This is a genomic window from Paracoccus halophilus (assembly GCF_000763905.1).
In the GTDB taxonomy this organism is placed as follows: Bacteria; Pseudomonadota; Alphaproteobacteria; order Rhodobacterales; family Rhodobacteraceae; genus Paracoccus; species Paracoccus halophilus.
The window spans coordinates 1-23219 of sequence record NZ_JRKN01000001.1; the positions used below are offsets into that span (position 1 = coordinate 1).

At 64.2% G+C, this 23219-nt stretch carries 26 protein-coding genes and 1 pseudogene; 8 read left to right on the plus strand and 19 right to left on the minus strand.

Going from position 1 to position 23219, the window contains the following annotated elements; translation table 11 throughout:
• Positions 1-432 (minus strand): annotated as a pseudogene (locus tag IT41_RS00005) (transposase family protein); the annotation flags it as partial.
• A gap of 501 nt (positions 433-933) precedes the next feature.
• Between IT41_RS00005 and IT41_RS00010 the strand changes: the two are divergent.
• Positions 934-1287, plus strand: coding sequence for a PIN domain-containing protein (locus IT41_RS00010; protein ID WP_052081193.1), 354 nt, complete (start codon positions 934-936; stop codon positions 1285-1287).
• A gap of 87 nt (positions 1288-1374) precedes the next feature.
• Here IT41_RS00010 and IT41_RS00015 read toward each other — a convergent pair whose 3' ends face one another.
• The 4 genes from IT41_RS00015 to IT41_RS00030 all read right to left on the minus strand — a co-directional run bounded on the left by IT41_RS00015 (position 1375) and on the right by IT41_RS00030 (position 4102).
• Positions 1375-2133, minus strand: a complete 759-nt coding sequence (locus IT41_RS00015) for a hypothetical protein (protein ID WP_052081194.1) — start codon at positions 2131-2133, stop codon at positions 1375-1377.
• A gap of 123 nt (positions 2134-2256) precedes the next feature.
• The gene (locus tag IT41_RS00020; RefSeq protein ID WP_052081195.1) at positions 2257-3126 is read right to left on the minus strand and encodes a carbon-nitrogen hydrolase family protein; all 870 of its coding nucleotides are present in this window, start codon (positions 3124-3126) and stop codon (positions 2257-2259) included.
• Complete coding sequence (locus IT41_RS00025) at positions 3123-3704, minus strand: GNAT family N-acetyltransferase (protein ID WP_036737692.1); 582 nt, start codon at positions 3702-3704, stop codon at positions 3123-3125. Before IT41_RS00025 ends, IT41_RS00020 begins: the two co-directional genes overlap by 4 nt.
• Positions 3701-4102 carry a ketosteroid isomerase-related protein gene (locus IT41_RS00030; RefSeq protein ID WP_036737693.1) on the minus strand — a complete coding sequence of 134 codons (402 nt, stop codon included), beginning with the start codon at positions 4100-4102 and terminating at the stop codon, positions 3701-3703. The genes IT41_RS00025 and IT41_RS00030 overlap by 4 nt, the downstream gene beginning before the upstream one ends.
• A 155-nt stretch (positions 4103-4257) precedes the next feature.
• Here IT41_RS00030 and IT41_RS00035 point away from each other — a divergent pair, with 155 nt between their 5' ends.
• Positions 4258-5649: a phosphohexomutase domain-containing protein gene (locus IT41_RS00035; protein ID WP_269429279.1), complete on the plus strand. Its 1392-nt coding sequence runs from the start codon at positions 4258-4260 to the stop codon at positions 5647-5649.
• Here the strand turns inward: IT41_RS00035 and IT41_RS00040 are convergent, their stop codons facing one another.
• Together IT41_RS00040 and IT41_RS00045 are read right to left on the minus strand one after the other, a co-directional pair.
• Positions 5650-6330 carry an ABC transporter ATP-binding protein gene (locus IT41_RS00040; RefSeq protein WP_036737694.1) on the minus strand — a complete coding sequence of 227 codons (681 nt, stop codon included), beginning with the start codon at positions 6328-6330 and terminating at the stop codon, positions 5650-5652. It abuts the gene before it with no gap.
• A 3-nt stretch (positions 6331-6333) separates the two neighbouring features.
• The gene (locus IT41_RS00045; protein WP_036737696.1) at positions 6334-7869 is read right to left on the minus strand and encodes a capsule biosynthesis protein; all 1536 of its coding nucleotides are present in this window, start codon (positions 7867-7869) and stop codon (positions 6334-6336) included.
• 147 nt (positions 7870-8016) lie between these two features.
• Between IT41_RS00045 and IT41_RS00050 the strand changes: the two genes are divergently transcribed.
• A complete protein-coding gene (locus IT41_RS00050) occupies positions 8017-8769 on the plus strand; it encodes an ABC transporter permease (protein WP_036738100.1) in 753 nt (250 codons plus the stop codon).
• On the opposite strand, the gene IT41_RS00055 is transcribed toward IT41_RS00050, so the two are convergent.
• On the minus strand, positions 8766-11804 hold the full coding sequence (locus tag IT41_RS00055; protein WP_231564658.1) for a calcium-binding protein: 3039 nt from the start codon (positions 11802-11804) through the stop codon (positions 8766-8768). The genes IT41_RS00050 and IT41_RS00055 overlap by 4 nt on opposite strands.
• A 205-nt stretch (positions 11805-12009) precedes the next feature.
• On the opposite strand from IT41_RS00055, the gene rfbC reads away from it, so the two are divergent.
• The 4 genes from rfbC to rfbA are packed head-to-tail and all read left to right on the plus strand — an operon-like array spanning position 12010 to position 15363.
• Positions 12010-12591 carry a dTDP-4-dehydrorhamnose 3,5-epimerase gene (rfbC, locus tag IT41_RS00060; protein WP_036737697.1) on the plus strand — a complete coding sequence of 194 codons (582 nt, stop codon included), beginning with the start codon at positions 12010-12012 and terminating at the stop codon, positions 12589-12591.
• On the plus strand, positions 12588-13625 hold the full coding sequence (gene rfbB / locus IT41_RS00065) for a dTDP-glucose 4,6-dehydratase (protein ID WP_036737698.1): 1038 nt from the start codon (positions 12588-12590) through the stop codon (positions 13623-13625). Before rfbC ends, rfbB begins: the two co-directional genes overlap by 4 nt.
• Positions 13622-14473: a dTDP-4-dehydrorhamnose reductase gene (gene rfbD / locus IT41_RS00070; protein ID WP_036737699.1), complete on the plus strand. Its 852-nt coding sequence runs from the start codon at positions 13622-13624 to the stop codon at positions 14471-14473. The genes rfbB and rfbD overlap by 4 nt, the downstream gene beginning before the upstream one ends.
• Positions 14470-15363, plus strand: a complete 894-nt coding sequence (rfbA, locus tag IT41_RS00075) for a glucose-1-phosphate thymidylyltransferase RfbA (RefSeq protein ID WP_036737703.1) — start codon at positions 14470-14472, stop codon at positions 15361-15363. The genes rfbD and rfbA overlap by 4 nt, the downstream gene beginning before the upstream one ends.
• On the opposite strand, the gene IT41_RS00080 is transcribed toward rfbA, so the two are convergent.
• From IT41_RS00080 to IT41_RS00125, 10 genes are read right to left on the minus strand one after another with little or no spacing between them, the layout of a single operon-like run.
• Positions 15339-16328, minus strand: coding sequence for a glycosyltransferase (locus IT41_RS00080; protein ID WP_139221601.1), 990 nt, complete (start codon positions 16326-16328; stop codon positions 15339-15341). The genes rfbA and IT41_RS00080 overlap by 25 nt on opposite strands.
• A gap of 60 nt (positions 16329-16388) precedes the next feature.
• The gene (locus tag IT41_RS00085) at positions 16389-16931 is read right to left on the minus strand and encodes a hypothetical protein (RefSeq protein WP_231564659.1); all 543 of its coding nucleotides are present in this window, start codon (positions 16929-16931) and stop codon (positions 16389-16391) included.
• 9 nt (positions 16932-16940) lie between these two features.
• The gene (gene flgH / locus IT41_RS00090; protein WP_052081197.1) at positions 16941-17693 is read right to left on the minus strand and encodes a flagellar basal body L-ring protein FlgH; all 753 of its coding nucleotides are present in this window, start codon (positions 17691-17693) and stop codon (positions 16941-16943) included.
• 11 nt (positions 17694-17704) lie between these two features.
• A complete protein-coding gene (gene flgA, locus IT41_RS00095) occupies positions 17705-18100 on the minus strand; it encodes a flagellar basal body P-ring formation chaperone FlgA (protein ID WP_231564660.1) in 396 nt (131 codons plus the stop codon).
• A gap of 23 nt (positions 18101-18123) precedes the next feature.
• The gene (flgG, locus tag IT41_RS00100) at positions 18124-18909 is read right to left on the minus strand and encodes a flagellar basal-body rod protein FlgG (protein ID WP_036737710.1); all 786 of its coding nucleotides are present in this window, start codon (positions 18907-18909) and stop codon (positions 18124-18126) included.
• A 14-nt stretch (positions 18910-18923) separates the two neighbouring features.
• Positions 18924-19640, minus strand: a complete 717-nt coding sequence (locus tag IT41_RS00105) for a flagellar hook-basal body complex protein (RefSeq protein WP_036737711.1) — start codon at positions 19638-19640, stop codon at positions 18924-18926.
• A 3-nt stretch (positions 19641-19643) separates the two neighbouring features.
• Entirely contained in the window at positions 19644-19910 is a 267-nt protein-coding gene (locus IT41_RS00110; protein WP_036737712.1) for a flagellar biosynthetic protein FliQ, read from the minus strand.
• A gap of 9 nt (positions 19911-19919) precedes the next feature.
• Entirely contained in the window at positions 19920-20198 is a 279-nt protein-coding gene (locus IT41_RS00115; RefSeq protein WP_036737713.1) for a flagellar hook-basal body complex protein FliE, read from the minus strand.
• A gap of 11 nt (positions 20199-20209) precedes the next feature.
• Positions 20210-20602 (minus strand): flagellar basal body rod protein FlgC, encoded by a 393-nt coding sequence (gene flgC, locus IT41_RS00120; protein ID WP_036737714.1) that lies wholly within the window; start codon positions 20600-20602, stop codon positions 20210-20212.
• Between the two features lie 12 nt (positions 20603-20614).
• The gene (locus IT41_RS00125; RefSeq protein ID WP_036737716.1) at positions 20615-21001 is read right to left on the minus strand and encodes a FlgB family protein; all 387 of its coding nucleotides are present in this window, start codon (positions 20999-21001) and stop codon (positions 20615-20617) included.
• A gap of 105 nt (positions 21002-21106) precedes the next feature.
• On the opposite strand from IT41_RS00125, the gene IT41_RS00130 reads away from it, so the two are divergent.
• Positions 21107-22420, plus strand: a complete 1314-nt coding sequence (locus IT41_RS00130; RefSeq protein WP_036738108.1) for a FliI/YscN family ATPase — start codon at positions 21107-21109, stop codon at positions 22418-22420.
• 48 nt (positions 22421-22468) lie between these two features.
• Here the strand turns inward: IT41_RS00130 and IT41_RS00135 are convergent, their stop codons facing one another.
• Entirely contained in the window at positions 22469-23218 is a 750-nt protein-coding gene (locus IT41_RS00135; RefSeq protein WP_231564661.1) for an extensin-like domain-containing protein, read from the minus strand.
• Position 23219: the final 1 nt, after the last annotated feature.

Sequence of the window (23219 nt, forward strand, 5' to 3'; positions counted from 1 at the left end):
ATGGGGTAGCGTTTGAACTTCGACCGCTTCGGCTTGTCGCCTTCCATATCAGGCAGACGCGAGATGCCATGTCGCTGCAGACAGCGGTGCAGCGCAGATCGCGTCAGGTGCGGGATGGACGGCTGCAGGGCGTAAAGGCAGTCGTCCAATGGCAGAAGTGTATGGCGCCGGAAGGCAACGATCGCCGCCTCTTCATCCTCAGACAGGATCGTAGAGCGCGGTTTCGATGGCCCGGTCTTCATATCCTCGACCATCGCGCGTTTGCGCCACTTCGCAACGGTCTTGGGGTTGATGCCCAACTCCCGGCTCAGCTGCGCGAGCGAAGTTTGCGATCATTCGGGCCAGCCCTTGGACCGATGGCGGGCAGGCCCTCATTATTGCTGCTCGGACAGCGTGCGTCGTCGTGGCGCTGCAGTGACGAATTTGTCCCATAGCGCATCCTTCCAGTCTAAAGAAAGGATCGCACCATCAAACCGTGGGATCAAACAACTAATGCGCCGGTGCAGGCCTTCGAGCAGTTGGCTTTCTGGTGAGGCAGCGCAGTATTCTACGCTGAGTCTGCCTCAAAATGGCGGTTTCGTCCGCATGTCCGCAATTCGTTCGTAATCCGGCCAATATCTCCTGTGAGGATCCGGTCGCGAGCGCCAGCCCATATCTTGAAGCAGGACAAGGTCTGATATACATTTTCGATATGCATATCCGGGAAGGGCATGGAAATGCAGGTAGCAAAATGGGGGAACTCGCTGGCGGTTCGGCTACCTGCCGAACTTGTGCGCTAACTCGGCCTTAAGGCAGGTGACGAGATCGAGCTGCATCGGACACGATCCGGGCTGGCCATCAGCCGCCGTCACTCGTCCAATGAAGTGCTGGCGGAACTGCGAAAATTCCGCGGGCGCCTTTCTGCGGCGGACAGGTTGACCCGCGACCAGGCGAATGCGCGCTGACTTTTTCGACACGAACATCATTCTCTCTCTGCTGGATGATGGCCCGAAAGCTGAAATTGCCGAGAGCCTCCTGGCCGAAGGGGGAATGGTCAGCGTTCAGGTGCTGAACGAAGCGCTGGTAAACTGCATCCGTAAGGCCCGCATGTCCTGGCACGAGGCCGGTGATTTCCTGGCCGGAATCCGTCAGCTTTGCCAGACGACCGACCTCACCGCCGAAATCCACGATATCCCGTTTCCCGCGGTTCTCAACCCGAAAAAGCCGCCGATACGGCCCAAACGGCACAGCTCAAACTCGATCGCAACGCTGCGTAGAATACTGACTGTCACGCTGGCACGCAGATAGATGCGATGTCCATGCGGCACCCAGATTAAACCATCTCTTGTGACCCAGTAAGAGTAACCGTCGCTGCGGCCACGGATCGAAGCGCGGTTAACGATAAGAGGGCGGGGGTGCGTAGCCGGACCCGGGACCGTCCCCGTTTTCGGGAAACGCGCAGGGGGCCTCTCCGCAACGCGGCTGCCCCGAGGGCGCCGGTGCGGTCAGTTCAAAGACGGCCGTTCCGATCACGCCTGTATTCGAACGCGATCCGGCCGCGCTGTTTGCCGCATAGGAATCGTCCACGCTGGCGAAACGGAACGCCGCGACTTCGCTGCTGCTCTTGCGGAAACCCTTGATCTGGAATATCGCGCCGGGCCGCAGGACATATCCCCGGTTGCCAAGGCTGCCGGGTCTGCCGCTCAGGACATCCAGACCGTCCACTGTCGCGACAATCTCATAGGTCCTCGTCCTCGAATAGTTGCGATATTGAAGGGTGTATCTTTCTCCGCTCCGGCCCTGCAGGCGCTCGACGCCATCCCTGCGATAGATCGGCCATGCCGTGCCGTTTTCTCTGAGCACACGAAGCCCGACCCGCCCATCCGCGGCCTGCACCTCGCGCAGGACCTCGCCATCGCCGCGCGCCGCAGAGTAATGCAATGTCTGTACGGACAGGGCGGTGTCGCTTTTCCTGCGCAGGCTGACGGTGCTGACATTCGACTCGAGACCTTCGCCCCAGCTTGTGCCAAGCCTTGTGCTTTTCTCATCAGGGCGCGTATCGGGCGGGGCTGCCGCGCATGCACCCAGCAGCAATAGACCCAGAAGCACCAGGATTTTGCCAGCAGGGAGGCATATCGCGCGCAGGAATGTCATGGCAGGGTTTGTCCGTGTTTCCAATCTTTCGAGAGAATAGGATTGCCTTTCCGATACATGCAACCTTCGCACGGCTGATCTTGCCCCAACATTCCCGACGGCCCAGCTGCCTGCCGGAAATGGTCAATCCACCAACCGGCTTTGCACACTCTCGGCCCAATCCCGAAACGGCAGCACCCGCCCGTTCCTGCGGCTTTCCGCCACCAGATCCAGATCCACCGATGCCTTGACCCAGCCGGGGACGTCCATTTCCCCCTCGGCCACGACGCCGCTTTCCGGCCAGAACCCGTCCGAAGGCGCATAGATCGCCGCGCGGCCCCGGTTCTCGTCGATGGCGGGGTTCCAGGCCACATTGCCGACCGTGGGCGAATGGACCACCACGCATTGGCTTTCCAGCGCCCGCGCCATGGCCCCCACGCGGACCCGGTTGAAGCCCGCAACCGTGTCGGTGCAACTGGGCGTCAGGATGATTTCCACGCCAGCCTCGGCCAGGGCGCGGGCCAGCAGCGGAAACTCGGCGTCGTAGCAGATCAACACGCCCAAGCGCCCCAGGGGCGTGTCAAGGACGCGCAGGCCGGGGGCGCCGGTCACGTGCCATTCCTCGCGCTCGAAGCGGGTCATGATCTGCTTGTCCTGATGGCCGATGCGGCCCTGCGGTCCGAACAGCACCGCACGATTGACCGGGCGCGACCCCTCGAAGGCGGGGCCCGAGGCGGCAAGGATATGGAGCCCATGCGCCGCTGCCAGTTCCGCATGCAGCGTGTCGCGGGCGGGGGCGTGGCGGGCGACCTCGTGCAGCGATGCCTCGAGATCGGCGGCGATTTCGAGGCCGCCCAGCGAAGCCAGCTCCATCGCGCCATATTCGGGAAAGACCAGCAGGTCGCAATCGGCGGCCTCCTGCACCCAGCGGGTGATCTTGGCGCGATAGGCGTCGAATCCCTCGAACCAGTCGATGGGATATGCGGCAGAGGCGATCCTGACGATGCGGGTCACAGGTCTTTCATCCAGAATTGCAGGGATTTGCGCGAGGGGGCGGGTCGGTCGCGGTCCTTCCATTCGAACTCGGCCACCACCCCGGGCAGCGGCGCATAACCGCGCTTGCGCCAGAAACCGTCAAGCGGGCGGTAATCCACGGGGCGTAGCGGGTGATCGGCGGGGCGGATCACGCTGCAGAACGCGCTGTAGCGGCGGCCAAGCGCGCGGGCCTGTGCCTCGCGCCCCTCGAAAAAGGCATGACCCAGCCCCTGGCCGCGATAGGCGGGCAACAGCACCGATTCCGCGCAGTAGAAGATGTCCTCCAGCGGCTCGGGCCGGGCGGCAAAGGCGGCCGCGAAATCATCGGCGTGATGCTCCATCGGGGCGCCGGTCGCGGCGCCGATGATCCGCGCGCCGTCATAGGCCGCGACCACCACCGCGCCGGGCGTCTGATAGGCGCGCAGATATTCGCGTTCGTAATCCGCATCGCCGTCATAGAGATAGGGCCAGTCCCGGAACACGGCGATGCGCAGCCGGGCGAGGTCGTCCAGCACCTCGGCCACGGCATCGCCGGTCAGGACGCGGGTTTCCGTCATCCCGCGACCTGCCGGGTCCATTCGGCAAGGTTGTAATAGGTCGTCACCCGCGCGATCCTGCCGTCGCGGATGGTGAAGAAACTGCCGGCGGGCAGCTTGTAGGTCTGGCCGCGCGCCTCGGGCAGGCCCTCATCGGTGGCCAGATAGGTGCCGTTCACGGTGAATTCCGCTGCCGCGCGGTCGCCCGCCTCATTGGCGAAGATGACGATATCGGTCAGTTCTTCGCGATAGCTGCGCGTCATATGGGCGTTGAATTCGGCGAAGCTGTCCTTGCCGCGGCGGATGTCGCCCTCGTTCACGTGATGCTCGACCTCGTCATGCAGATAGGACAGCATCTCATCGGTGCGCCCGGCGTTGAAGGCGTCGTAATAGGCGGCGATCAGGGCCCTGGTATCCATTGGCGTCTCCTTGCGGTTTGGCTTGGTCTAGCGCGGGGCAGGGCGCGCGTCACCTGCGGCCTTGGGATGAGCATTAACCCTTCTTCAATTCTGACGCATTATTCCCATCGAGAGGCTGCTGGTGTAGCGATGAGAGGCAGGAAAAGGATATGCCCATGACCGCTCAGGACCAGATGCCCGCGCGACAGATCGACTGTTTCAAGGCCTATGACGTGCGCGGCCGGCTGGGCAGCGCGCTGGACGAAGATGTGGCCTATCGAATCGGCCGGGCGTTCGCGCAGGTGCTGGGCGCGCGGGATGTGATCGTCGGGCGCGACAGCCGCGAAACCTCGCCCGGACTGGCGGCGGCGCTGATCCGGGGGCTGACCGATGCCGGCGCCGATGTCCGCGATCTGGGTCTGGCCGGCACCGAAGAGATGTATTTCGCCACCGCCCGTTTCGGCGCCGATGGCGGTATCGAGGTGACCGCCTCGCATAATCCGATCGACTATAACGGCATGAAACTGGTCGGGCGCGATGCCGCGCCGCTGGACCCCGAGGGTGATTTCGCCGACATCGCGGCGCTGGCGCGCTCGGGCCGGTTCGCCGCGCCCGCGCGGCGGGGTGCGGCGCGCGCGTTTTCGCAGGCGCGCGAAACCTATGCCGGGGCGATGGTGGATTTCATCGACGTGGCCGCCCTGCGGCCGATGACGGTGCTGGTCAATGCCGGCAATGGCACGGCCGGGCCGACCTTCGACGCGATCGCCGCCGAACTTGAACGGCGCGGCGCGCCCTTGCGGTTCATCCGTATCAACCACCAGCCGGATGCCGCCTTTCCGAACGGCATCCCGAACCCGCTATTGCCGGAAAACCAGCCGATGACGGCGCATGCGGTGCGCGCGCATGGCGCCGATCTGGGCGTGGCCTGGGACGGCGATTTCGATCGCTGCTTCTTTTTCGACGCGCGGGGGAACTTCATTCCGGGCGAATATATCGTCGGACTGCTGGCCACCGCCTTTCTGGAAAAGCATCCGGGCGAAAAGATCGTCCATGACCCGCGGGTGGTCATGAACACGCGCGACATGATCGCGAGGGCGGGCGGGCAGGCGGTGCAGGCGCGGACCGGGCATGCCTTTGTCAAGCGCGTGATGCGCGAGACCGGCGCGATCTATGGCGGAGAAATGTCCGCCCATCACTATTTCCGCGATTTCCACTTTGCCGATAGCGGCATGGTGCCCTGGCTTCTGATGGTCGAACTGCTGTCGCGCCGGCAGACCAGCCTGACCGATCTGCTGGCCGAGCGGATGCGGGCCTTCCCGTCATCGGGCGAGATCAATTTTCTTCTGGACGATCCGGAGGCCGCGATTTCGCGGGTGGTCGCGCATTTCGCCCCGCAAGCGTCGCGGCGCGACGAGACCGACGGCATCAGCCTGGAGTTTCAGGACTGGCGGTTCAACCTGCGGCGCTCGAACACCGAACCGGTGGTGCGCCTGAATGTCGAATCGCGCGGCGATCCCGGGCTGGTCGCGACCCGCCGGGCCGAGATCGAGGCGCTGCTGAAGGGCTGATCAGTCGTCGTCGGGCGCCGCGGCAGGGACGCGCAGGATCGCCTCGTGATAGGCGATGGCTTCGTCCAGATCGCTGAACACGCTCAGATGGCCGCGATCCAGAACCGCGCCCATATTGCACATCCGGCGGATCATCGGCATCGAGTGACTGACCACGATGGCGCTGGAACGGGCCATGCGGTCGCGAAAGACGCTTTGCGATTTGGCGCGGAAATCCGCATCGCCGACGCTGGTCACCTCATCGACCAGATAGGTGTCGAAGTGAATGCCCATGCTGGTGCCCATCGCCAGCCGCGACCGCATCCCCGAGGAATAGCTGGAGAAGGGCTGATGGAAATGCTGCCCCAGTTCGGCGAAATCCTCGACATAGGCGACCAGCTCGTCGGTATCGACGCCATAGATCCGGGCCACGAAGCGCACGTTCTGGGCGCCGGTCAGATCGGCGTGGAAACTGCCCGAAAAGCCGACCGGCCATGAAATGGTGCCGTCCGAAAGCACCCGGCCCGAGGTCGGCGAGACGGTGCCGGCGATAATGCGCAGCAATGTCGATTTCCCCGCCCCGTTGCGGCCCAGCAGCGCGACCGCCGAGCCGGTCGGAAAGACCGCGTTCAGATTGTCCGCGACCACCGTCTTGCGGCCCTTGAGCCGGTAAACCTTGGTCAGGTTCTCAAGCAGGATCATGGCTCAGCGGCGGTCGCGGATACTGTAATAGATCAGGGCCAGGATAGACCAGCCGGTCAGCAGCATGCCCGTGACCATCAGAAACAGCCACAGCCGGTCCGGCTCGGTCGCGCTTTGCGCGACCTTGGGTTCGATATGGGCGGCGAGATAGCGTGACTTGCGCTGCGCCTCGGCCAGCGCTGCCTCATAGGAGACGCGGGCCGCGCGATAGGCGCCCTCGGCGAATTCGCGGTCCACGGCCAGCTTTTCGTATTCCGCCATCAACTGGGCATAGCTTTCCCCCGAGGGGCCCTGGCCCGCGGCGCCGAACTTGCTGCGCTCGGCCTCGATCAGACGGCGCAGGGCATCGATCTTTTGTTGCGACTGGATCACCCGCTGATCGGTGGGTCGCGCGTTCTCGACCAGCAGGTCATGGGCCACCAGCGCCTCGGCCAGCTGCGCCTGAAGGCCGCTCAGCACGCCCATCTGGCCGGCCAGATCCGCCTCGGGGTCAACGATCTGCGATTGCATGCGGAATGCCGTCATCGCCTGGCGGGTCCTGGTCAGTTCCTCGCGCGCCTTGTCCAGCTCGGCCCGGGTCAGGCGGGTCGTATCCTCGCGCGCGATGGCCGACAGATCGTTGATCTTGGACGAGCTTTCCTCGAACACGGCGGCGGCGATCCGCTGCGCGTCCTCGGGCGTGAAGGCGCTGACCTTGAGCGTGATCAGGTCGCTGGAACTGTCGTGAAGCACCTTGACCTGACGCTGCCAGTATTCGGTCAGATCCTCGATATGGTCTTCGGGATCGGCGGCAAAGACGAAATCGCGCGGCCATTCGCGCGAGAACATCCCCCGCAGGTCCAGCTTTTCATCGATCTTTTCGACCATATCCTGGCTGCGGATATATTCATAAAGGATATCGGTGTCCGAGGCGCCGGTGCTTCCCGCCAGCGGTGCCAGGCCGCCCAGCAGGTCGATCGCCGGTGTCGCCTCTTCCTTGCGGACCGAAAAGCCCACGGTCGAGACGTACTGATCGCTGGCCCGCACCCACAGATACCAGCCCCAGATCGCCGCCGGCAGCAGCACGATCACGATGAAAGAGATCAGCAGCAGCCAGTGGCGCCGGCGCGGATAGGCCGAACTGACGGTCGGCCGCACCGGTATCGCCTGCTGCGGCGGCGCCGCGCCCGCCGGCAAGGCCTGGGCGGCAGGATGGGCGGCGGGCTTGTTCATCGGGCGCACCGGGATCGGCTGGTTTTGCTGGCGCAGGGCAAGTGCCTGCGCGCGCTTCGCCTTGGCCTGCTGCGCCTTGGCCTGTTCCTCTTTGACCCGCGCCGCCCGTTGCTGCCGCGCCAAATCCTGCTGACCGGCCTCCGGCCGGGGGCGGGGCGCGGCTTCGGCGTCGCCGCTTGCATTCTGCGGTCTGTCATTCACGAGCGCGGGCTTGTCCGGAAACGGCCGGTTCGTCCTGGGCTGCGGCGCGGCGCCATCCTGCCCGCCGGATTTCTGCCGGGCAGGCTGAACGGCCTTGCCATCGTTCGGATGTGAAGAGCTCGTCACCGCAGTTTTGCTTTCGCTGGTTTACCTTTTAGCCGCAGTTGATACATATTGCCGGTCGCCAAGACCAGCTTTTGCGTTCACATGTCCGATATTACCACCCCGAAACGTGCCCCGCAGCGCCCATATCGGCACGGCCCGCGCCTGCGCATGTTGCGGACCGTGGTCGCCCTGATGCTGCGCGAGATCGCCACCACCTATGGCCGTTCGGCCGGAGGATATATCTGGGCGGTACTCGAGCCGGTGCTGGGTGTGGCGCTGCTGTCGGTGTTGTTCAGCATGGCCTTGCGCAGCCCGGGTCTGGGCACGAATTTTCCGCTGTTCTACGCGACCGGGTTTCTGCCCTTTGCCATGTTCAACGACATCGCGAACAAGGTTGCCACCTCGATTCGCTTTTCCCGCCCGTTTCTGGCTTATCCCTGCGTGACCTTTGTCGATACGATGCTGGCGCGGGTGGTGCTGAACGCCCTGACCCATGCGACCGTGATCGGGCTGGTCCTTACCGGCATTCATGTCATCTATCAGCTTCCGGTCATGACCAATATGCTGGCGATCTTTGAAAGCCTGCTGCTGACGACGCTGCTGGCGGTCGGCGTGGGGGCGTTCAACTGCTACATGATGACCGCCTTCCCGGTCTATGAACGGGCCTGGCATATCGCCACGCGGCCGCTGTTTCTGGTTTCGGGGGTCTTCTTTCTGTATGAAATCATGCCGGCAAAGGCGCAGGCGCTGATGTGGTTCAACCCCCTTTTGCACTGCGTCGGCATCATGCGGCGCGGCGTCTATCCCACCTATGAGGCGAATTACGTCAGCGCGCTTTTCGTGATCTCGGTGTCGGTCATCCTGCTGTTCTTTGGCCTGCTGATGCTGGTGCGCAATTACCGCATCCTTCTGGAGCGCTAGATCAGCAGGTCGGTTTCGTCGATCCGCGCGATGGCGCCAAGGCCGATCGTCAGATCGGCCCGCCCGTTGCCGTCCAGGTCAATTTCCAGCACCCGCGCGGTTTCGCGGGTCCAGTAGCTGCGTACCTGCCCCGCGCCCGAGAATTCCGCCGCGCCGATAAAGCTCAGGCCCAGCCCGCTCATGTCGATCAGGTCCTGACCTGAACGAAAATCCTGGATAATGTCATGGCCGCCATCGAAATCCCGCCACGCGACAAAGACGAAGTGATCCCTGCCATGGCCGCCGTTCAGGATATCATCGCCGGCGCCCCCCTCCAGCCGGTCGTCCGAGGCGCCGCCCGCGAGATGGTCATTGCCGGCGCCGCCCTGCAGAATATCGTTCCCCGCCTGTCCGAACATCCTGTCGTCGCCGGCATTGCCGATCAGCGTATCGTCGCCGCTGCCGCCATGCAGGCTTTCATTGCCGCCGCCGCCCTGAAGCATGTCATTCCCCGACTGGCCGTAAAGGCGGCTGTTGCCGTCGCGCGACAGGATCATGTCGTCGCCATTGCCGCCGATCAGGCGGTCGTCGCCGGCAAGGTTCCATAGCGTGTCATTGCCGTCGCCACCGATCACCGTATCGTTGCCGCCATCCGATTTGACGAAATCGTCGCCCTCGCCGGTATCTATGACATCGTTCCCGGCGCCGCCGCGAATCGAATCGCTTCCCTCATCGCCAAAGATGCGGTCATTGCCGGCATCGCCCATGATGGTGTCGTCATGCAGCCCGCCCCTGATGAAATCATCCCCCGAGGCGCCGCGTATCAGGTCATTGCCCGACTGCCCCAGCAGGCTGTCATTCCCCGCGCCGCCCGATATCTGGTCCGGCCCCTGCAGACCGGCGATCGTGTCATCGCCATGATCGCCGAACATCGTGTCGTGCCCCTGACCGCCCAGCATCCTGTCATTGCCGCCTCCGCCCGACATCAGATCGCCGCCTTGGCCGCCATCCAGCGTGTCATGACCCGCGCCGCCGGAGATATTGTCGCGGCCATGCGCGCCATAGACCAGATCGTTGCCGTGATGCGCGCGGATCGTATCGTCGCCATTGCCGCCATGCAGACGGTCATGCCCGGTGCCGGTCTTCAACAGATCGTTGCCGTTCCCACCCCAAAGCGTGTTATGCCCGCTGTCATCCATCAGCCGGTCATCGCCATCCTCGCCAATCAGCAGATCATTTCCCTGCTGTCCCATCAGGATGTCATTGCCGCCGCCGCCATAGAGAAGGTCGTTGCCGTTGCCTCCGAACGATTGGTCATCGCCGAACGCGGCGCGCAGGACGTCATTGCCGTCGCCGCCATGCAGGGTGTCGTCGCCCGAGCCGCCATTGATGGTGTCCGGGTTCGCACCGCCATTCAGATAATCGTCGCCGTCGCGACCCAGCAACACGTCACGCCCGGCCAGCCCGAGGATGGACGAGCCGTATTGCCCGGCCGTCAGCGTGTCGTGCCCCGATGTGCCCAGGATGTTCGTCATCATGTCGGGCGGGTCGTAATGCGAGATCGGGAACAGCAGGTTGTCGAAGTATCCGGCCTGCATGGTGGTGCCGTCGCGGGTCCTGATCCAGACCACGCTGTTGCCGAAAAAAATCTTGATACCATCGCTTTGCGGCCGGAAGGTCAACTGCGCCGTACTGCGGATCATGCCCAGAAGCGACAGGTCAAGCCGGTCGGTGCCGGGCTCGAAATCGTCGATATGGATGCGGCCATTGACCTCGCGCGCGACGAAAGTATCGGCGCCGTCCCCGCCCCGCATCCGCAAGGGGGCGCTGCCCGCGATCAGGATATCGTCGCCGGCGCCGCCGTTCAGGCTGCTGGTCGCGTCCCCTGCCTGCAGCATGTCATTGCCGCCGCTGCCGCTCTGACCGCCGCGGCCGGCCACCTGGGTCAGGCCCAGCTCGCCGGGATCGAAGGCGAACTGGGTGATGCCCGCTTCGCTCCGCGAGGCGACGAAAAGCGCGATCTGGCCGTCGATCTCCACCGCCGAAAGCGACGAGACATCGGCCAGCGCGCGATCGAGGCCGTCGGCCAGCGTCGCCAGATGCAGCAGGCGACCATCGGGCATCACGGTAAACACGGTAACGCCATCGTCGCCGCCGCCCGCGAAGACGAAGGCGCGGCCATCCAGGGTCAGCGAAGCCAGCGCCGACGCGCCGCTGAAGCGTGTCGTCAGCTCGTCGATGACATGATCGGTGGGCAGCAATTCGCCGGAATAGGTCAGGCGCAGCGTCGTCAGGGATGAGCTTTGCGACGAGGCGACGATGACATAGGTCACGCCATTGACGGTGACGGTGGTCAGGTGGCCGGGCTGGTTCAGCCCCAGACCGCGATCCGCCCACAGCATCTGCGCCCGCCCCGTGGTTCCGTCGGCATTGATGGCCTGTACCGCGACATAATTCCCCAGGGCCGAGGTTGAAATCATGAAGCTGCGGCTGCCCAGTGTCGCGACCGTCATGTCGCTGATCTCGGTTCCCTGCATGCCGGGCCCCCAGGGCAGACCCGAACGTGCGACAAAGCCGGGTACACCCTGCGCATCCAGACGCCAGGTCTCGACGGCGGTCTGGCCGTCGCGGACGGAATAGATGAACTGACCCTGCGGCGTTTCGAACTGGCCCAGCAGGATGACATCGCCGGGCAACCGGCCGCCGCCCTGCAATGCCGCGCGACCGCCGAACCCGCCATCGCTGTCGAGCGCGGCGCCCATCGCCATGGCATTGAGCAGACCCGCGCCGAACAATGCCGGCTGCCCCCCGATATCGATCACCGAGATTGTCGGGATGCCGCCATAGCCAAGCGCCCCGGCATGCGGCCGGCTGTCGATTTCGCGCAGCGGCCGGTCGGCGGCGGCGATGTCGAAGGCGGTAAAGCCGCCACCCGTATGGGTGACGCTGTAAAGCCGGTGGCCGCCGGGCCCGGCATGGACCTGAAGGTCGGTGATATTGGACAGGAATCCGGTTGCGGTTCCGGAATATGTCGCAACGTGTTGATAGCGCAGCATCCGAGTCGTTCGTCTTTTCTCAAAGCCCGGCCGACAGCGTTACCTGCCGCAGCTTAACAAACCCCTCCCGCTCCCGGAGTAACAAGCGGCCATTTGCGCGGTATTTTAGTCGTCTTCGCAGCGTTTTCATGATGTGCGGCGATGCTTGTGCATGGCGCCGAGTTCCTGCATATGCAGGCATTGTGAAGCAATCCGATTGGGTCCGATGCAAATCGAAAAAACCACATTGCCGGGCGTCCTGATTCTTGCCCCCCGTCGGTTTGGTGACGAGAGGGGGTTCTTCTCGGAAAGCTGGAATCGCAGGACCCTGCGCGAGGCCGGGATCGAACTGCCTGAATTCGTGCAGGACAATCATTCGGTATCGGCCGCCGAGGGCACGCTGCGCGGGCTGCATTTCCAGGCGCCGCCCCATGCCCAGGGCAAGCTGGTGCGCTGCGGGCGCGGGCGGCTGTTCGACGTAGCGGTCGATATTCGCAAGGGCAGCGCGACCTATGGTCAATGGTTCGGGGCCGAGCTGTCCTTTGAGAATGCCCTGCAGCTGTGGATTCCGGCCGGTTTCCTTCACGGTTTCGTGACGCGGGCGCCGGACACGGAAATCATCTACAAATGTACGGATCATTATGCGCCGGAATGCGATGGCGCCGTCGCCTGGGACAGCGTCGGTATCGATTGGGGGCTTGAGCAGCCGACGGTGCTGTCGGACAAGGATGGCCGGGCGCCGTCGCTGGCGGATTTCGACAGCCCTTTCACCTATCAGGGCCCCTTTGATTACGAGGCGCGACTATGAAGATTCTGGTGACCGGTGGCGCGGGCTTTATCGGCTCGGCCGTGGTGCGGCTGGCGGTGCGGCGCGGGCATGAGGTGGTCAACCTCGATTCCCTGACCTATGCCGCCAATCTGGAAAACGTCGCGTCGGTGTCGAACAGCCCGCTCTACAGTTTCGAACAGGCCGATCTGCGCGACCGGGCCGCGCTGGACCGCGTTCTGGCCGCGCATCAGCCCGATGCGATCATGCATCTGGCGGCGGAAAGCCATGTCGATCGCTCGATCGACGGGCCGGGCGATTTCATCGAAACCAATGTGACCGGCACCTATAACCTGCTCGAGGCGGCGCGGGCGCATTGGGTTTCGCGCGGCAGGCCCGAGGGGTTTCGCTTTCACCATATCTCGACCGATGAGGTGTTCGGCTCGCTGGGCGAGACCGGGCAGTTCACCGAGGATACCCCCTACGACCCCCGCAGCCCCTATTCTGCCTCAAAAGCGGCATCCGACCATCTGGTGCGCGCCTGGCACGAAACCTATGGGTTTCCGGCGGTTCTGACCAATTGCTCGAACAATTACGGGCCGTTCCACTTTCCCGAAAAGCTGGTGCCGGTGGTGATCCTGAAGGCGCTGCACGGTGAGCCGATCCCGGTCTATGGCGATGGCGGCAATGTCCGCGACTGGCTCTATGTCGAGGATCATGCCGATGCGCTCTTGCTGGTGCTGGAAAAGGGCGAGTTGGGGCGCAGCTACAATATCGGCGGCGAGAACGAGGCCCGCAACATCGACCTCGTGCGCACCATCTGCGCCGAGATGGACCTCCTGCGCCCCGATCACGCCCCGCATGACCGGCTGGTCACCTTCGTCGCCGACCGTCCGGGCCATGACCGCCGTTATGCAATCGACCCGACCCGGATCCGGACCGAGCTGGGCTGGCGCCCCTCGGTCACCGTCGAAGAGGGGCTGCGCCGCACCGTCGAATGGTATCTGGCGAATGAGGATTGGTGGCGCCCGTTGCTGGGCCGGCAGGGCGTCGGCGAAAGACTGGGCAAGGCATGACAGGGCTGCTGGTCTTTGGCCGCACCGGACAGGTGGCGACCGAACTGGCCCGGCTGGCGCCCGATGCGCGTTTTCTGGACCGCGCGTCGGCCGATCTGGCCGATCCCGAGACCTGCGCCCGCGCCATCCGCGATTCCGGTTGCGATGCGGTGATCAACGCGGCGGCCTATACCGCCGTGGACCGCGCCGAATCCGAGCCGGATCTGGCCCGCGCGGTGAATGGCGACGCGCCCGCGGCCATGGCGCGCGCGGCGGCGGCGGCCGGGATTCCGCTGGTGCATATCTCGACCGACTATGTTTTCGACGGCTCGGGCACGGCGCCCTGGCGCGAGACCGACGCGACCGGCCCTCTGGGCGTCTATGGCGCCACCAAGCTGGCCGGAGAGCAGGGGATCGCGGCCGCCGGCGGGCAATGGGCGGTGCTGCGCACGTCCTGGGTATTCTCGGCCCATGGTGCGAATTTCGTGAAAACCATGCTGCGCCTTGGCAGCGAGCGCGAGGAACTGCGTGTCGTCGCCGATCAGCATGGCGGCCCGACGCCCGCGGCCGAAATCGCGGCGGCCTGTCTGACCATGGCGCGGGTGATGCGCGATGATCGCGGGCGCGGCGGGATCTATCATTTTTCCGGCGCGCCGGATACCAGCTGGGCGGGCTTCGCGGGCGAAATCATGGCACAGGCGGGGCTTTCCTGCCGCGTCACCGATATCGCGACCTCGCAATACCCGACTCCGGCGCGGCGCCCGGCCAATTCCCGGCTGGATTGCGCGGCCCTTCAGCGCGATTTCGGCCTGGCCCGTCCCGACTGGCGCGCCGGCCTTGCCAAGGTTCTGCAGGAGCTCAAGACATGACCGACCTCACAAGCACCGCAACCGGACGCAAGGGGATCATCCTGGCCGGAGGCTCGGGCACGCGGCTGTATCCGATCACCATGGGCGTGTCCAAGCAGCTTTTGCCGATCTATGACAAGCCGATGATCTATTACCCGATCTCGGTCCTGATGCTGGCCGGCATCCGCGAGATCGCGATCATCACCACGCCCGAGGATCAGGACCAGTTTCGCCGCCTTCTGGACGATGGCGGGCAATGGGGACTCAGCTTCGAATATATCGTCCAGCCCTCGCCGGACGGTCTGGCGCAGGCCTATCTGCTGGCCGAGGATTTTCTGGCCGGCGCGCCATCCGCCATGGTGCTGGGGGACAATATCTTCTTTGGCCACGGTCTGCCGCTGCTGCTCGAGGCGGCCGACCGCCGCGCCCGGGGGGGCACGGTCTTTGGCTATCGCGTGGCCGATCCCGAACGCTACGGCGTCGTGGCCTTCGACGATCAGGGCCGGGTCAGTTCGATCATCGAGAAACCCGAGACGCCGCCCTCCGATTACGCGGTCACCGGGCTGTATTTCCTTGACGGGACGGCGCCGGAGCGCGCACGAAAGGTCAAGCCCTCGGCGCGTGGCGAGCTGGAAATCACGACATTGCTGGAACACTATCTGCAGGATGACCTGCTGACGGTCGAGCGCATGGGACGCGGTTTCGCCTGGCTGGACACCGGCACACATGCCAGCCTGCTGGATGCGGGGAATTTCGTCCGCACGCTGGAGCAGCGCCAGGGGCTGCAGACCGGCTGCCCCGACGAGATCGCCTATAATCAGGGCTGGATCGACGCGGACGCACTGCGCGCAAGGGCGAAGAAATTCGCCAAGAACGATTACGGCCGCTACCTGTCGCGCCTGCTGGCATAGATCGTGCCCGAGGCCGGCGGCTCGGCCCCGCGCTTGCCTGTCCGCAGGCGCCCGGCCAGTGCCGATGCCAGGACCGCCAGAGTTCCCGCGCGGGTCTGGCGGTAGAGGCGCATCGCCCGGAATTCCTGGAACGCGCGCGGGCCGGATGCGGTGAGCGCGCCGCCGAAACGGTGCAGAAGGTCGGCATTCTCGGCCTGCATCAGCCGGGTGACAGGCTCCAGCGCGGCCTGATTTCGCGCCAGCCAATCGGCGTATTGTCCGTCGAACAGCATCGAGATCCGGGCGGCCTTGGCCCTTGCCGTATCATTGCGCCCCATCACATTCCCGGGATGCTGGCGATAAAGCAGGACCTGCGCATGATCGCGCATGATGGCCGCCCCGGCCGCCGAGAGCAATTGATAGGCCCACCAGTCATGGGAAACGATATTCGCCGCCATGGCCGCCGGCGCGGCGGCCTGAAGGAGTTTTATCGCCTCGCCATTGGCCAGGATCGTATTGCCGGGTAGGCAGGCCTGTATCAGCGCATTGCGAAACGTGAAAGGGCCGGGAAAATGCGGTGCCGGTTTCAACGGCGCCAGATCCTCGTTGCAGATGGTGGTGCGCCCTGCATATATCGCGGCACGGTCCTGACGTGACAGAAAGTCGGCACCACGCGCCAGCCGATCGGGTCGCCAGACATCGTCCTGGTCCGAATAGGCCAGCCAGCCCGTCGGATCGGCGCGCTGAGTCAGATGCAGGAAATTCTGCGTCGAGCCGCGCCCGGGCCCCTCGATCAGTTCGACTTGCCCGGAACGGTATCGGGCGGCGAATTCCCGCACGATCTTCTGGGTTCCGTCCACCGATCCGTCATCCGACACGATCAATCGCCAATTGGTCAAGGTTTGCGCAGCGATACTGTCAAGCTGCGCGCCAATGAAGCGCGCACCGTTATAGCTGGCCATGACGATGGTAATGGGCGGGTGCAAGGCAGTCTCCGTTCCGGCCCCGCGCAACTACATCTTATGCCGGCTATCGGCCAGAGAGAACTATTGTTCCTGCCGCCCGATATCCTCGATCAGGACGCGCAGGACATCCGGGCCGCTCGCCTTCTGCCCGGCGGCAAGAAGCGATGCGCGCAAATTCCGCTGGCTGGCCTCCGAGGTGAAGTTGCCATCGAACGCTCCGGTATTGGCCGCGACCATCAAGGCGCCAAGCAATGCGTCGCGCAGCCGGTATTCCTGTGCCTCTATCTCCGGGCGGGCCGCGACGGGAATTTCGATGCTGAGAGTCAGGATCATGACAGCTGTCGGCGAGCCGTTGCGAATGATCGGAACAAAGAACTGATTGGGAAACCGGAACCAGTCCAGATCGGTGCTGTCAGGCGGGCTGTTTTCGGCCTCGGCAGGTCTGCCATCCGCCGATACCACGTCTTCATCAGCTTGATCAGTCCCCCGTTCCGGCGCGGCATCTTGCGGGCCGGCTGCCAGTGTCTTGCCGTCGGTCCTGTTGGTTTGCAGCAGGTCCCCGCCGATGGCGCCGCCGACAAACCCAAGCAGGGGTAAGAACAGCATCAGGGCTTTCTTGATCATGAAGATGCCTCAATACGGAAGAAAAATATCTGCGATTTGCTGGCCGTAGCGCGGCTGCTGGACATCGCTGATCTGACCGCGCCCACCATAGGAAATGCGCGCGCCGGCGATCCTGTCATAGGCGATTTCATTGCGCCGCCCGATATCCGTCGGGCGGACAAAGCCGCTGACGGTTAGGACGCGGACCTCGTAATTGACGCGGACCTCTTGCGTGCCTTCGATGCGCAGGACGCCGTTGGGCAGCCTTTCGACGACGGTGGCGGCGACGCGCAGAGTGACCTTGTCGCGGCGAGAAATATTGCCGCCGCCCTTGAAGGTCGAGGATGCCTTTGCCTCGGCAAGCTCTTCCATGCTGGCCCCCTCAGGCAAAGACTCATCGATCCGTTGCGGCAGCCCCACCATCTGCGGGATGCTGACCTTGTCCGAGGAACTGCGCGTTCTGCCGGAACTGTTTTGTATTTCGGCCTTGTCGTCGATTTCGATCACCACGGTCAGAATATCGCCCCGCGCGGAGGCGCGCCGATCCACGACCAGCGAGCTTTGCGAAGTTGACCACAGCGATGCGGTGCTGCTCGCGCGGTCGGGCAGTGCGTCAACCCCATATCCGGAAGCGGCCATGGCCTGATATTCGATGCCGTTCTCCGGCGCGGTCATGTCCGGCACTTGCCCTATCTGGGAAACGCGCCCGCAAGCTGCCATGGCGAGGATGACCGATATTGCTCCGATGGCGCGGCATGGGCTGACATGCGAAACAAGGAACATCTGCTTTTCCTTCAGAACTGGTCAACGACGACCGTCCCATCAGGGGCGATGCGCCCCGAGACGGTGACGCGTGACGAATTGTTCATCACGCGAATGATTTGCCCGACGCTGCCGGAGCCGAGGGCGCGACCTTCGGCCTCAATTCGCAAGGCTGCCCTTTCATAGGCCAGCGTGACGATCTGGTTGCGGCTGACCGCTGTCGGGGCGACCAGGAAAGAGGGCTCGATACGACGCCCTTCATAGACCATGACGCGAAGCTGCATGCCGATGACCTGTGATACCTGATCGGGGCCGGTTGTCCGGTCATCTGCGGCGACGGCGACATCGGCCGGCATGATGATAGTGCCGGCGGGCAGGGTGCGTTGCGCGACGACCGATCCGGCAGAGGCCACGCCCGGCAACAGCATGAAAAACAAGAACAGAGCTTTCATCAACGCACCTGCACCGTTGTGCCCAACATCTGATCCGCCGCGCTGATGACCTTGGAGTTCAACTCGTATCCGCGCTGTGCCTTGATCAGTTCGGCGATTTCGCGCACGGGGTCGACAGAGCTTTCCTCCAGAAAGCCAGCCCGAATGGTGCCCAGCCCCTCTTCGCCGGGGCTCGCGACCTGGGCCGCGCCCGAGGCGGTACTTTCCAGGAACAGGTTTGATCCGATCGCTTCGAGCCCTTTCTCGTTTACAAAGTTCGCCAGTGTGATCTGACCCAGGTTTTCGGGCTCGACGCGATCATTGAAATAGGCATAGACCTCGCCATTGGCATTGATCGCGATGCTTCGCGCGTCCTCGGGTATGGTGATGTCGGGAACCAGCGGATAGCCATCGGAAGTCACGACCTGCCCCTCGGCGGAGCGCTTCAGGCTGCCGTCGCGGGTATAGGCAGAGATGCCTGATGGCAGTGTCACCTCCAGGTAGCCATTGCCATCGATAGCGATGTCCAGATCGCCGTTCGTCTGGCTGAGCGAGCCCTGGCCGAGCATGACGGTCACGGCCGCAGGCCGTACTCCCAAACCAAGCTGGACGCCGGCAGGTACCATCGCGCCGGTTGTTGAGGTGATGGTGCCTGGACGCGTGGCCTGCTGATATTGCAGGTCCGCGAACTCGGCACGGCGAGGATTATAACCGGTCGTGGACATGTTCGCGAGGTTGTTCGAGATGACCTCGACACGCGTCTGCTGTGCGCTCATCCCGGTTGCTGCGATTTGAAGTGCTTTCATGGCGTTTTGTCCTTTCACCGGGTCAACGATGTTATGGTCATCCGGATGCGCTGGTCCTCCTGATCCAGAAAGCTCTGGCCAAGCTCATAGGCGCGCTGGACCTCGATCATGCGCGATATCTCGATCACGGGATCGACATTGGATTCTTCAAGAAAACCCTGCCGGACGATGCCTTCATCCATCGGCTCTACCGCGCCGTTTGGATCGAACAGCGTGCCCGATTCATGGCGAAGGCGGGAAAGCTCGGGCGTTTCGAATATTCCGACGCGGCCGATCGGGGCGCCGTCGGCCGAGATCGTGCCATCGGTACCGATGCCGATATTGCGCGAGCCGGCCGGAATGACGATGGGCGCCTGCCCGTCATCCAGCAATTGGAAACCATCGGGGTTTACCAGTTCACCTTCGGCATTTGGCATGAAAGCGCCGGCACGGGTCAGCCGCGCGCCTTGCGGGGTCTGGACCAGAAAAAGGCCCTCGCCATCGATGGCAATGTCGAACTGACCGTTGGTCTGGGTCATCGCGCCCTGTCCGAGATCGACCATGCGACCGCGACCATTCGCCATGGAAAGGGTTTCGCCCCTGCGATCCAGCGGCACCATATATTCCGAAAAAACCACCCCTTCACGGCGAAAGCCGGTTGTGTTCGCGTTGGCGACATTGTTGGCAATGGTACGCATTTCGCGCATCAGGCCGGATTGACGGGTCAGGGTTGCATAGATCGCGTTATCCATGGATCAGGATCCCGCGATTTGCGTCAGGATCTGATCGCTAAAGAAGCCGGCCAGCGTGGCGGTCATGAAACTCATGCTGACCCAGAACACGGCCAGCATCAGACCGATCTTGGGTACAAAGGTCAGCGTCATTTCCTGAACCGAGGTCAGCGCCTGGAAAAGGCCGATCACCACGCCGGTCACCAGCGCCACGATGAGCATCGGGGCCGCCATCTTCACGGCGATCCACAGCGCCTGCCTGGTCAGGTCGAAGATCAGGTTCTCGTCCATGATCGTTCCTCAGACCGGCATCCGCAGGATTTCCTGATAGGCCTCGACGACCTTGTCGCGGATGGCGACGACGGTCTCCAGAGCGATCTCGGCCTGTGCGATGCTCTGCACGAGCTCATGCGTGTCGCTTTGCCCGGTCATGGCGCCGGTTGCTGCCAGATCGACCTGCTCCATCACCCGGGCAAAATCGGCGGCGGCGGAGGTGACGCCCTGGGGGGCACCTTCGGCCGGAGCAACAGCCTGTCTGGCCCGATCATAGGCAGTGGCGGCGATACTTGACGTGATCATGGCATTCCCCTTTAGCGGCGGATCAGATCCAGCAGAGAACTGCTCATCTGACGGGATTGTTCAAAGACGCGCAGATTGGCCTCGTAGCTGCGGCCGGCTTCCTTGGCGTCGGCGATTTCGACCACCAGATCGACGTTCGAGCCGCGATAGTAGCCGTCATCACCCGCCATCGGATGGGCGGGGTCAAAGACCTCGGGCAGTTCACGGCGGTCATACCGGGTCGGCCCGGCCGTGACCGCGCCGGTCGCGCGGCCAAAATCCATCTCTTCGCGAAAGGCCACGATCTTGCGGCGATAGCCCGGCGTATCGACATTGGCGATGTTTTCCGAGATATGGCGCAGCCGAACCGACTGGGCGCGCATCCCCGAGGCAGCCAGGTCGACGGCGGAAAGCATATCGGTCATGATTTTTCCCCTTTAGCCGCGGCGGCCGATGCTGGTGCGAATGAGCGACATGGCCGACCGTGTCACGGTCAGCGAAAGGTCGAATTCGCGACGCGCTGATGCGATGCGAAACATCTCATCCTCGACCGAGACGGTGTTGCCGTTGGGCGCGGACTCGCCGCCGGTGTCCTGGATGCGCTGGCCGCCGCCCCAGCTGATGCCGGTGACATGGTTCGGGCGCGTGGCGCGCATTCCGGCCGAAACCTGCGAGCGATAGGTATCGGCAAAGTCCGACAGGTCGCGTGCGCGAAAACCCGGCGTGTCGGCATTGGCCACGTTCTGCGCGATCAGCTTTTGCCGCTGTACCGCGTGCTCTGTCAGGGCACCGGCCATTTTCAAGGTCCCGATCCGTTCAAGCATCGAGGTTCTCCTCAGTTCCGATAAACCGGGTTTTAACCCCAATAGGTTTAGAAACCCTTTCGAGGCATGCACCCGCCGGAAAAAAGGGAAGTCGGAATGGATAAAATGCAGTCTATCGCGGCCCGGATGCGCCGCGTTCGCATCGCCCGGTATTACGGGCAGGTCTGCGCCATCCATGGCGGCGTGATCATGGTCGAGGGGCTGAACAGCCATGCCTCGCTGGGCGATCAGGTCGTTTTTTCCATGCGTCCCAAGGGTTTCCTGACCGGTGAGATCGTGGCCCTGCATGCCGATGAGGCGGCTGTTCTGCCCGAGGGGCCTGTGGACGGGCTGTCGATCGGAACGCAGGCCGAGCTGACGTTTGCGCCTTCGCTGGCGCCGGCAAACGCATGGATCGGGCGAATCATCGACCCGTTCGGCCGGCCGCTTGACGACCGGCCGCTGTTGCCGGGCGGAGAAGAGCGGGGTTTTCGCCCGCCGCCACCGCCCGCCGCGGGGCGCAATCGTCTGGGCGCGCGGCTTGATACCGGCCTTGCGGTTTTCGACACGATGCTGCCGCTGGTTCGGGGTCAGCGCATGGGGCTCTTTGCGGGCTCGGGCGTGGGGAAATCGACGCTGCTGTCTTCCCTGGCGCGGGGTGTGGCGGCCGATGTGGTCGTCATCGCGCTGATCGGCGAGCGCGGCCGCGAGCTGCGTGAATTCGTCGAAGAGGTGCTGGGCGAGGAGGGGATGGCACGTTCCGTTGTCGTGGCGGCGACCTCGGACCAGTCACCGCTGACGCGCCGGCGATGCGCCTGGGCCGGCATGACGGTTGCCGAGCATTTTCGCGATCAAGGCAGGCATGTCCTGTTCCTTGCCGATTCGATCACACGTTTTGCCGAGGCGCATCGCGAAATCGCGCTGTCTGCCGGCGAAAACCCCAGCGATCGCGGCTTTCCCCCCTCGACCTCGCATCTGATCATGTCGCTGGCCGAGCGCGCCGGGCCCGGTCCGGTCGGCTCGGGCGATATCACCGGCATCTTCAGCGTTCTGGTTGCTGGCTCGGATATGGAGGAGCCGATCGCCGACATCCTGCGCGGCGTCCTGGATGGTCATGCCGTGCTGGATCGCGCGATCGCCGAGCGCGGGCGTTTTCCGGCGGTGGATGTGCTGCGCTCGGTCTCGCGCTCGCTGCCGAAGGCGGCCAGCGAGCGCGAGAACGGGCTGATCGCGCGCGCGCGGGCGCTGCTGGGCACCTATGCCGAATCCGAGCTGATGATCCGGGCCGGGCTATACGCTCCCGGCGCGGACCCGCAACTTGACGAGGCGGTGCGGCTTTATCCGGCGCTGGACGCGTTCTTTACCCGCAGCAGCCCGAATGCCGAGCAGAGCTTTGCGTTGCTGTCCGAGGCTTTGGGGCGCGGCGCTCCGGCGCGGTGAATGCTTGTCGGGGCACGTCTGGTGCCGGGCAGGGGGCGGGTCGTCGCGCTACTGGCACAGCCGCCAGCCACCGCGCCGGTACTTGCTGTCCAGATGCAGGTGCTGGTCATGGGCAGCATTGGCGCCCGGGCCCAGAACGGTGGTGAAATGCAGACAGGCCGTGGCGCGCGCCGCGCGCTGAAAGGCTTCCTGCCAGTCGCCATTGTCGCTTCGCGGCCGGATGGCGAGGCGCGATCCGTTGTCGAAGTGAAAGGCCATGATATCGAACGCATTGCCATAGGCATGTTCGGACAGGTTCCGGCCCTGATCGCCGATCGTCGGGCGGCATTCATAGGTCGAGCCGGGTTCGAGCGCGGTCAGTCGCGGCTGGCCGGGCAGTCGCGCTGCCGCCGGAAGGACGAAATCGCGCAGCCAGAGCCCAAGCCGGCGCGCCGTGTCACAGCGCATCAGCGCACCGCCCGCAATCTCGACCCCGGGCAGAGGGCGGCGCAGCAGGATCGGGCGGGCAATGCCACAGGCGGGGTCGCGGCTGTCGGTAATGGCGGGCTCCTGGCTGTAGCCGGCGCCCAGCAGCGTCAGGTCCAGCAGGCAGATCGCGTAATCCGGATCGCTTTCGCGCCGGGGCGCGGCGGGGTCAGGGCCGGCGGCCTGCCCGGCTGCGGCTCGCGTGGGCGTGCCGGCAGATGGGAGAGCTTGTTCGGGCCGGGGCGCGGGTCGCATCTGATCCCGCGCGGCCGGATCCGATCCCGGCGGTGTCTCCTGCGCCATCGATGGCAGCGACATTGCCAGCAGGAGCACC